At 38.9% G+C, this 9,400-nt stretch carries 7 protein-coding genes and 1 rRNA gene; 3 read left to right on the plus strand and 5 right to left on the minus strand.

Annotation, left to right across the window (positions count from 1 at the left end; translation table 11 throughout):
• The 3 genes from LLF28_05385 to murJ all read right to left on the minus strand — a co-directional run.
• Positions 1 to 615, minus strand: a 16S ribosomal RNA gene (locus LLF28_05385); the annotation flags it as partial.
• 337 nt (positions 616 to 952) lie between these two features.
• Complete coding sequence (locus LLF28_05390; protein ID MCE5194878.1) at positions 953 to 1,576, minus strand: MBL fold metallo-hydrolase; 624 nt, start codon at positions 1,574 to 1,576, stop codon at positions 953 to 955.
• 2 nt (positions 1,577 to 1,578) lie between these two features.
• Complete coding sequence (gene murJ, locus LLF28_05395; GenBank protein MCE5194879.1) at positions 1,579 to 3,219, minus strand: murein biosynthesis integral membrane protein MurJ; 1,641 nt, start codon at positions 3,217 to 3,219, stop codon at positions 1,579 to 1,581.
• A gap of 30 nt (positions 3,220 to 3,249) precedes the next feature.
• Here murJ and trpC point away from each other — a divergent pair, with 30 nt between their 5' ends.
• Positions 3,250 to 4,032 carry an indole-3-glycerol phosphate synthase TrpC gene (gene trpC, locus LLF28_05400; GenBank protein MCE5194880.1) on the plus strand — a complete coding sequence of 261 codons (783 nt, stop codon included), beginning with the start codon at positions 3,250 to 3,252 and terminating at the stop codon, positions 4,030 to 4,032.
• An 11-nt stretch (positions 4,033 to 4,043) separates the two neighbouring features.
• On the opposite strand, the gene LLF28_05405 is transcribed toward trpC, so the two are convergent.
• Positions 4,044 to 4,454, minus strand: coding sequence for a DUF1284 domain-containing protein (locus tag LLF28_05405; protein ID MCE5194881.1), 411 nt, complete (start codon positions 4,452 to 4,454; stop codon positions 4,044 to 4,046).
• 161 nt (positions 4,455 to 4,615) lie between these two features.
• Here LLF28_05405 and LLF28_05410 point away from each other — a divergent pair, with 161 nt between their 5' ends.
• The gene (locus LLF28_05410) at positions 4,616 to 4,954 is read left to right on the plus strand and encodes a P-II family nitrogen regulator (GenBank protein MCE5194882.1); all 339 of its coding nucleotides are present in this window, start codon (positions 4,616 to 4,618) and stop codon (positions 4,952 to 4,954) included.
• 24 nt (positions 4,955 to 4,978) lie between these two features.
• Positions 4,979 to 6,391: a type I glutamate--ammonia ligase gene (gene glnA, locus LLF28_05415; protein MCE5194883.1), complete on the plus strand. Its 1,413-nt coding sequence runs from the start codon at positions 4,979 to 4,981 to the stop codon at positions 6,389 to 6,391.
• 108 nt (positions 6,392 to 6,499) lie between these two features.
• On the opposite strand, the gene LLF28_05420 is transcribed toward glnA, so the two are convergent.
• Complete coding sequence (locus tag LLF28_05420) at positions 6,500 to 9,343, minus strand: response regulator (GenBank protein ID MCE5194884.1); 2,844 nt, start codon at positions 9,341 to 9,343, stop codon at positions 6,500 to 6,502.
• Positions 9,344 to 9,400: the final 57 nt, after the last annotated feature.

Here is a 9,400-nt window from a genome sequence, read left to right on the forward strand (position 1 = left end):
CAGTTCTATGGTTAAGCCATAGGATTTCACCTCAGACTTATCTTACCGCCTACGCGCCCTTTAAGCCCAGTAATTCCGAACAACGCTTGCCACCTCTGTCTTACCGCGGCTGCTGGCACAGAGTTAGCCGTGGCTTATTCATTGGGTACCATCATAATTGTCCCCAATAAAAGAAGTTTACAACCCGAAGGCCTTCATCCTTCACGCGGCGTCGCTGCATCAGGCTTTCGCCCATTGTGCAAAATTCCCCACTGCTGCCTCCCGTAGGAGTCTGGACCGTGTCTCAGTTCCAGTGTGGCCGTCCGTCCTCTCAGACCGGCTACCCGTCTTAGGCTTGGTGGGCCGTTACCTCACCAACTACCTGATAGGCCGCAGGCCCATCCTTAAGCGAATTGCTCCTTTGGTCACAAATATTTCAATTCGTGGTCTTATGGGGTATTAGCCCCGCTTTCGCGAGGTTGTCCCCCACTTAAGGGAAGGTTACCTACGTGTTACTCACCCGTGCGCCACTAAGTCATCCATCCGTATTGCTACTTCAAAATGACTCCGTTCGACTTGCATGTGTTAGGCACGCCGCCAGCGTTCGTTCTGAGCCGGGATCAAACTCTCAATTAACACCTAAAACTCAATAAACTTAAAACTTGACGGGACCTACTTTGTAGTTTTCAAAGAACAAAAATCTCTATTTTTATCTTGTCTACTTTCTGTTTTATGCTGCAAGATAAAAACAGAGAATAAAAAGGCTCTACCAAGCGGTAGAGCCAATCTTTGTTAAAGAACCGCTTGGGGTGATTCTCAGGTATGTTTTACACCTAAAAACCTTACCACAGACAGTAATAATAACATTTTTTAGATTATAGTCAACAGTTAAAAAACTACCATAAAAGGCAAATAATATATTTTTAATCATTTTTTCTCTTAAAATCATCTAAAAGCTCTAATTTGATATTTTTTATATTTCATCAACAAAAAAATTATTTATCTTCTCAATACCTATTGTTGTAGAGGGTCCATGTCCTGAAAAAACCTTAGTTTCAGGCGGTAAAGTCAATAGCCTTGCGAATGATTTTTTGAGCAAACTTAAATCTCCGCCCGTGAAATCTGTTCTTCCAACTGACCCTGCAAATAATGTATCTCCAGCAAATAAAACATTCTCTCCATAGAGGCAGATTCCGCCGGGGCTGTGTCCAGGCATATGCATAACTTCAAAACTTAGACTGCCAAATTCTATTTTTTCTCCTTCATCAACAAACATATCAGGCTCAGGCAATGATTCAACCTCAAATCCCCAGAATGCTCCTTGATCAACAGCATTTCTATAAAGCTCAAGATCATTCTTATGAATTACTATTTTTGCGTTTGTATTTCTTTTAATTTCACCAGTTGCTCCGACATGGTCAAAATGAGCATGAGTGCAGATAATATATTTTATTTTGTAATTATTGTTATTTACTGTTTCTAATATTTTTTCGGGCTCATCCCCAGGATCAATGATAATCGCCTCACTTGTTTTTTCATCTGCTACAATAAAGCAGTTTGCACCAAGCGGTCCTACTGTAATAGTTTTGATTTCCATCCTTATTTACTCCTCTGAATTTTCTTTTTTAGAGTATCGATAACATATGCAAGCTCTTCAACCTTGAATAAATAGCATACAAAAACATAGCTAGATACGCAAAAGACAATCGTGCCTGAGAGATAACCTATTTTTAAGGCTGTCATTCCGCTTTGTTTCCAGATATCACCATGAAGCAGAATCCAGCCGATAAAACCCATTACAGCAGCTGCACAGGATATCTTTAAAAAAGATTTTATAATACGTCCTGCACCAAGCCTGTTTAATTTTCTACGTAAGAAATAAAATAAAAGAACAAAATTTACAGAAGCAGCAATTGTATTTGCAAGCGCAAGTCCGCTATGTTTTAACGGTCCCATCAAAACTAAACTCATAATGATGTTTGTAATCATACCAACAACAGCAATTTTAACAGGTGTTCTTGTATCCTGCATCGAATAAAAACTCGCAGTAACAACCCTGACTCCAACTATCGCCCATATGCCCAAAGAATAAAAAAACAGCGCTTCAGTAGTACCTATTGTTGCATTATAAGTGAATTCTCCTCTCTGAAAAAGCAGATTAACAATCGGGTCTCTCAGTGCTGTCAACCCTGCCATTGCAGGGATTGTGATAAAGAAAAGCAATCTTAATGCAAAGGAAAAGTCATCCCGCAATTTCTCAAAATCGCCCTTTACAGCATGCTCGGAAAGGGTTGGTAAAACTGCCATGCCCATTGCAACTCCGAATATCCCTATTGGGAATTGGACAAGTCGCATTGAATAATAAAGATATGTGATGCTTCCCTCTGGAAGATACGAAGCAAATATATTGTTGACTATTATGTTAATTTGATTAACAGCCATTGCAATCGTAGCAGGCAGAATCAGAAAAGCCATACGCCTGAAACCAGGATGCTTGAAATCTGTGTCAGTGCCCAATTTATATCCATTTTTAAAGAATGACGGCATCTGAAATGCCAGTTGGAAAAACCCTCCCAGCGTAACGCCAATTGCAACTGCGACAATGGGCTGTTCAATTCTTGATACAAGCAAAACCACGCAGATAATTATCACTATATTAAGCATTACAGGAGCAAGTGCAGGGATGAAAAAAATACGATTGGAATTAAGCGCACCCATCACCAAAGCAGCGAGACTTATGAACAACAAAAAAGGAAACATTATTCGCGTAAGTAAAACTGTAAGCGAAAATTTCTCTGGTGAATTCAGGAATCCCGGTGCTATCAGAGAAACAATCGAAGGCGCAAAAACTATCCCAATAATGCATATTGCTCCAACAATAATAAATAAAAAAGTTAAAACTATTTTAACAAGCTTTCTTGCAGCTTCTTCTCCGTGTTTCTGCTGGTATTCTGTAAGTACAGGAATGAATGCAGAAGACATAGCACCTTCAGCAAAAAGCTCACGAAGCAGATTGGGAATCCTGAATGCTGCAAAAAATGTATCCGAGAGACCAGTTGCGCCAAAATAGCCTGCGAGTATCATGTCCTTCACATAGCCGAGAATCCTGCTGATAAGTGTTGCTATAGACATGAGTCCAGCAGCTTTTGTTATGCGCTTCTTCTCATCCATCCTGTGAATTATAGCAAAAATCGTGTTGTTCCTCCTGCCAAAAAATTTTGCAATCAATATTATTTGCAAAATACTGTCTCGTTTCTTTAAAATCCTTTCATGGGAATACTTGACGAGATAGTCTTAAGAAAAAAAGAACGGCTTGCAGAGGCAAAGGGCATTCTGTCATTAAGCGCAATAAAAGCAAAAATTGCAGATGCTGACAAGACCCGCGATTTTAAATCCGCAATAAAAAGAAATAGAAACGAAAAAATAAAACTCATTGCCGAGATTAAAAAAGCATCGCCCTCAAAGGGGATTATAAGAAAAGATTTCAACCATATTGAGATCGCAAGGGTTTACGAGCAGAAAAAGGCAAGGGCTATCTCTATTCTCACTGAAAAAGATTTATTTCAGGGAAGCCTTGACTTTATCCCTGAAATAAAAAAAATAACAACAAAACCACTTCTTAGAAAAGATTTTATTTTTGACGAATACCAGATTTATGAGTCAAGGGCTAACGATGCAGATGCAATACTTTTAATAGCCGCGATATTAAGTAAAAATCAGGCAGGAGAATATCTGCATATTGCAAAAGAACTCGGACTTTCTGTTTTGTTTGAGATCCATGACATGAAAGAACTTGAGATAGCTCTTGATATTAACGCTGAGATAATAGGCATTAATAATAGAAATCTTAAGACAATGAAAATCAACATTAACAATACATTCGATCTAAAAAAAGAGATTCCATCTGACAGAATCGTTGTGAGTGAAAGCGGGATAAAAACAAAAGACGACATTTCAAAACTTGAATCAGCCGGCGTCGATGCAGTTCTTATAGGAACATCTTTTATGGAAGGAGGGGATATAGGGAAGAAGATAGAGGAGTTGTTTACTTAAATTATTACTGCTTAAAAGCTGTTTTTCAATTTTCTATAAAAATCATCTTCTTCGCAGACTGATGCCCAGCTGCATTTTTTACAGTATTTTTTCATCCATGATTTAAATATGGAAGGTATTTTTTCTTTTACAGAATCCCATTCTAATTTAGCTCCGGCGTTTTCGCCGAGCAATTTTAATGCAAACTCATCCATCTTTAATATTATCCTGTCAGCGTTACTGGTATATGAACATTTTTCATCTTTTAAATTAGGGCATTTTTCACATATATTATCAGCCCCAAGCGTAATTTCCAGCCCTGATTCCAATGATGCTGAAATCGTACGCTTAAGGTTTTCGATGAATTCCTGATCATATCCTTTGCCGCTGAAGAAATGAAGGCATATAAGATGGTGGCCTCTTAGCTTTGGGGCATTTGTCATGTCAAAGTATAACAAATTTAATGTTCTGCTTATTTCTTAATCACCGCTGTATGAAAATCAGGCAAGAACAAGAACTCACTTCTATAAAAAACATTGCTTAAAAAGGAATTTTCACTGGCATGCTTATTGTTATATATTCATATATATTATGGAGGTGAGACATGAAAAAGATTGAGGCGATAATAAAACCCTTTAAACTTGATGCTGTAAAAGATGCCTTGAATGAGATCGGCATACAAGGCATGACAGTAACAGAAGTTAAGGGATTTGGACGACAAAAGGGCCATACAGAACTCTACAGAAGCGCTGAGTATGTTGTTGATTTTATCCCTAAGATAAAGATTGAAGTTGTAATATCCGATAATCTTGCGGCAAAGGTTTTGTCTGTAATAGAAAAAGTTGCAAAGACCGGCAAAATAGGCGATGGGAAAATCTTCATCTATAACATTGAAGATGCAGTAAGAATCAGAACCGGAGAACACGGCGAAACAGCAGTTTAAATAAAAAAAATCAAAGGAGGAAATATGACACCAAAAGAAGTAATCAAGATGGCTCAGGAAAACAAGGCAGTTATGGCTAATTTCAAGTTTCTTGATTTTCCAGGCATCTGGCAGCACTTTGCAGTGCCGATATCAGAATTAAAAGAGGAAATTTTTGAAGAAGGCCTCGGATTCGACGGTTCTTCGATAAGAGGATGGCAGGCAATTCATACATCAGACATGCTCATAATCCCTGATGCAGCAACAGCATTCATGGATCCTTTTATGGTTTATCCGACCATAAGCCTTATCTGTAATGTCGTTGATCCAATAACAAAAGAATTCTATTCCAGAGACCCAAGGTACATTGCGCAGAAGGCAGAGGCTTATCTTAAATCAACAGGAATTGCTGACACTGCATATTTTGGTCCTGAAGCAGAGTTCTTTGTTTTTGATGATATTAGATTTGACCAGAACTCAAACAGCGGATATTATTTCATCGACTCTTCAGAGGGAATATGGAATTCAGGCAAAGTGGAAAACCCGAATCTCGGATACAAGCCAAGACACAAGGAAGGATATTTTCCTGTCCCTCCAACAGATAGCCAGGTCAATCTTAGAACAGAGATGGTACTTGAGATGCAGAAGTGCGGAATATACGTTGAAAGAGAACACCATGAAGTTGCAACAGCAGGTCAGGCTGAGATAGATATGAGATTCGACTCAATGGTAAAAATGGCTGACAAGCTCATGCTCTTTAAATACATAATTAAAAATGTTGCAAAGAAAAACAATAAGACTGTTACATTCATGCCAAAACCGCTTTTTGGCGACAATGGTTCAGGAATGCATGTTCATCAGAGCTTGTGGAAAAAAGACAAGCCCTTGTTTGCAGGAAACGGATATGCAGGCCTGAGCGAGATGGCTCTCTATTACATAGGCGGAATACTAAAACATGCATCGGCTCTTGCAGCCCTTACAAATCCAACAACAAACTCCTATAAGAGACTCACGCCCGGATTTGAGGCGCCGGTTAATCTTGCATACTCAGCAAGAAACCGTTCGGCATCAGTAAGAATTCCAACTTATTCTCCAAGCCCAAAGGCAAAGAGATGCGAGATTAGATTCCCTGATCCGTCATGCAACGGATACCTTGCATTCGCTGCAATGCTCATGGCTGGATTGGACGGTATTGAGAACAAGATACATCCGGGTGACCCATTGGACAAGGATATTTATGAGCTTGGTCCAGAAGAACTTGCATCTGTTCCAACAATGCCTGCAAGCCTCGAAGAAGCGCTTGATAATCTGGAGGCAGACAATGGTTTTTTAAGAAAAGGCGATGTGTTTACAGAAGATGCTATAGAGACATGGATAAGCTATAAGAGGTCAAAGGAAGTTGATGCCCTGAGACTCAGGCCGCATCCATACGAGTTCTTCTTGTATTACGATATTTAAAAAACAAAACATTATCTAAAACAAAAAAGACAGGTATAATTTCCTGTCTTTTCTGTTTTTTCCAATATATAAAGATTAAGTTTCCCTGTATATCAAAATTCTACATGCTTAAGCGTCAAGCACTTCCCGCACCTTTTTCAGCAGATCCAATGGCGTAACAGGTTTGAGCATAAATTTTATTCCCGGTTCAAGCAATCCCCCCTTGCTTATAATGTCTTCTGCATAGCCGCTCATAAAAATTGTCTTGATATTGGGGGTGATAACCTTAATTCCCTGATATGCCTCTCTTCCATTTTTGTTCGGCATTATGCCGTCAAGAATAATCAGCTTTATAATATCTTTGTTTGTGCTATATTTGGCTATAGCCTCTTCTCCGTCCTCTGCCTCGATAACCTTATATCCATTATTGCTCAAGACAGTAGAAGCAAGCCTTAGCAATACAGCATCGTCTTCTGCAACAAGTATCGTCTCTGTGCCTCCTTTTATCTGTTCACATTCGTTTTTTGTCTGCCTTTCACCTTTTATCACTCCGCATAACGGCATATAAATATTAAATTGAGTGCCCTTCCCTTGTTCGCTGTACACATTTATAAATCCGTTATTCTGTTTTACGATACCGTACACAACAGAAAGTCCAAGCCCGGTTCCCTTCCCTTGTGCTTTGGTTGTAAAAAATGGCTCGAATATCCGTCTCTTCGTCTTCTCATCCATACCTTCTCCTGTATCCGAAACAGATACAAGAGCATATTGCCCTTCTTTTCCATAACCATATGCCTCTATAAATTTATTATCCAGATTCACCAGCTTAGTGCTTATATCTATAAGCCCGCCATTAGGCATCGCATCTCCAGCATTAGCAACCAGATTCATAAGCATCTGCTCTATCTGCCCGCTGTCGGCAAAAACAATTAAATCATCTTCATCAAATTTCATAGAGATTTTTATATCTTCTCTGAGCAGTCTGTGTAAAAAATCTTCTAATTTTTTTACGATCTCATTCAGGTTTATTGGCTCCGGGTTGATTATCTGTTTTCTGCTGAATGAAAGAAGGCTCTGCGTAAGTTTTTTAGCCCTCTCTGATGCATTGAGAATCTGTTCAATATTTCCCTTCAGCAAATTGTCTCCCGGCATTTTCATTAACGTCAAATATGCATACCCAACTATTGCAGTAAGAATATTGTTAAAGTCATGGGCTACTCCACCTGCAAGCTGGCCTATTGCCTCTATTTTTTGTGCCTGTAGGAGTTGCTCTCCAAGCCTTTTGCTTTCAGTAATGTCATGGATCGTTTCAATAGCTGCTGTCAATTCCCCTTTTTTGTTGTATATAGGCGATGACTCAAATACAATATATCTGTCCTTGCCGCCAAGGTCTTTATACCACCCCTCTGCTTTTATTCCATTAGGATTCAGTGCAGACTTCGAGTAATTAGCATAGAGCTTGGAAAGACTGTCAAGATTATTGTCGATAATAACATCTGCAAGCGTTGATCTCTTGTTGCTGTAAAAAGGTTTCCATTGATCATCAGTATTAACCATATCTGATTCCATACAGCCGGTAAGCTCCTCGCATGCCTTGTTCCAGAGCATAACTCTGTGCTTATTATCCAAAACAAATGTAGCGACAGTAGAATTTTTAATCAGCTTACCAGTAAAACTCTGCTGTTCGAGCAAAGCCTGTTCAGCTATTTTACGTTCATAAATATTAACCCCAAGAATAATGATCCCAATTATAAGAGTTATGATTATGCCCAGAACAGTAAGCGCAAGACTGCGGTATTCCTCAAAAAACGAGATTGGCTTGTTGATAATAATGCTTTTTTCAGGCAGAGATTCTAGTGGAATATTAAAGCGGACTAACTGATTGTAGTCGAACATTTTTCGAGCAGGACTCTTAAAATCAATAGGGATATTCGATGCGGGCTCACCTGATAATATCCTGAGAGCCATCTCAGCTGCTAGTTCTCCATGAAGTTTTCCGCCAAGCAGGCTGCCGCCAATTGTTCCGTAACCCAGACGCTCTTCATGCACGCTAAATACCGGGACAGGGGAATTTGCACTGAGCAATCTGGATATTGTGCTGTGGTTAAAAACTTGTCCATCTCCATCCATGCCGTATGAAAGAGCAAGTACAATGCTGTTTGAAGAAATGCCCTTCAAGTATCGAATGAGTTCTTGAATACTCATATTTTCTGCATAACTAAATTTAACCTTGTCATATAATGCCTTTAACTGTTTTTCAGCCTCTGCTCTGGTAGCCAGTCCGGTCACACTGTAATCATGAATAACTATTACCTCTTGTGTTTTGGGAAACATGCTGAGTGCTGCTCTAACAGAGCCTTCAGCATCAAGGACTTCTGCAACGCCTGTTATGTTTTTGTACCCTTTGATCATTTTTTCATCAAATCCGTTAATTCCGCAAAAAACAATTGCGGCATTAGGAAACAGAGCAGGCCGGTATTTGAGCACAAATTCAAGCGCAGGATTATCAGCAGCTATTACAACTGGGAAATTTTTTGTACGGTATTTTTTTAGAAAAATGTCCTTCAGGCGGTCTGCATATCCCATTCCTGGAAAATTTTTGAAGTCCAAATATTCGATGAAAAGCCGCAGCTTTGGATCAGCTTTCTTGAAAGTCTCTATAATCCCCTGAATCTCATTATCAGACCAGGAATATCCAATATTATAGGAATCGAGAACAAGTATTTGTCGAACATCTTTTGAAGTATTATTTGCAACCTTTAAACCATTGTCCTGATCTGTTATAACCGGCTGTGATATTTTTTTCGAATCAACGATTTGATGCCACAGTAAAAACGACAGGAAAAAAAGAATGGACACAAATAAAATAGTTAATAAGGCTGTTTTAAACGAATCAAAAAAAACATGGGCTATCTTGCTGGTAAAGCTGTTTAACCTTGTTCCTCTATTTAATTTATTCGTTCCAATATTCATCGCTCACTTCTTCAATATTCAAATTTTATTATAAATTAATAAGAAACACAAACATTA

It is taken from the genome of Nitrospiraceae bacterium (assembly GCA_021373015.1).
Classification (GTDB): domain Bacteria; phylum Nitrospirota; class Thermodesulfovibrionia; order Thermodesulfovibrionales; family UBA1546; genus JAJFTJ01.